The following is a 528-nucleotide window of genomic DNA, read 5'->3' on the forward strand; positions in this document are numbered from 1 at the left end:
AAAAACCCCAAAGGCTAAAAATTTCTTATTCAAGTCCCTAATATTAGCAGCGGTGTTGGGCGTGAGATCATAAGCTAGAATGGTATAGCCTTTCGTATTGATGGCGTCTTTTAAGGAATTTTTAGGGATATTGCTATAAATAGAAAGGAAATCAATGAAAAAATCTTCTTTATCCGGGTTTAAAAACCTTGTGTCAAAGCCCAGTTTGAAAAGGGTTTGCGAAGTGGCTAGGCTGTAGTTGTCTTGACTATAGATAGTCCCCCTAGTCGCAGTGTCTTGTTTGCTCATCACCAGAGTGGGCATGTTGGTTTGGGCAAAAAAAGCTTTTTTAAAAGCCACCATTAAAAAAACAATAAAAAGCAACAAAAAGATTAAAGCCGTAACTATAACCTTGTATTTTTGGGTTTCTAAAAATCGCTCTGGGTTGAAGTTGGGATCAATGTTTTTATTATCCATGAACGCTCACTTGAAAATGGCGTAGCGTTGGATTTTCACAACGCATGAGAACATGAATTTTTGATTGTAAAG

General features: G+C 36.9%; 1 protein-coding gene. It reads right to left on the reverse strand.

What is annotated here, in order from left to right:
• The coding region (locus tag IEY78_RS35490; RefSeq protein WP_229700358.1) for a hypothetical protein at positions 1 to 456 on the reverse strand (456 nt) is incomplete at its 3' end.
• Between the last annotated feature and the right edge of the window lie 72 nt (positions 457 to 528).

Origin of the sequence: Streptomyces kronopolitis (assembly GCF_014646275.1) — a bacterium.
GTDB lineage: Bacteria > Actinomycetota > Actinomycetes > Streptomycetales > Streptomycetaceae > Streptomyces > Streptomyces kronopolitis.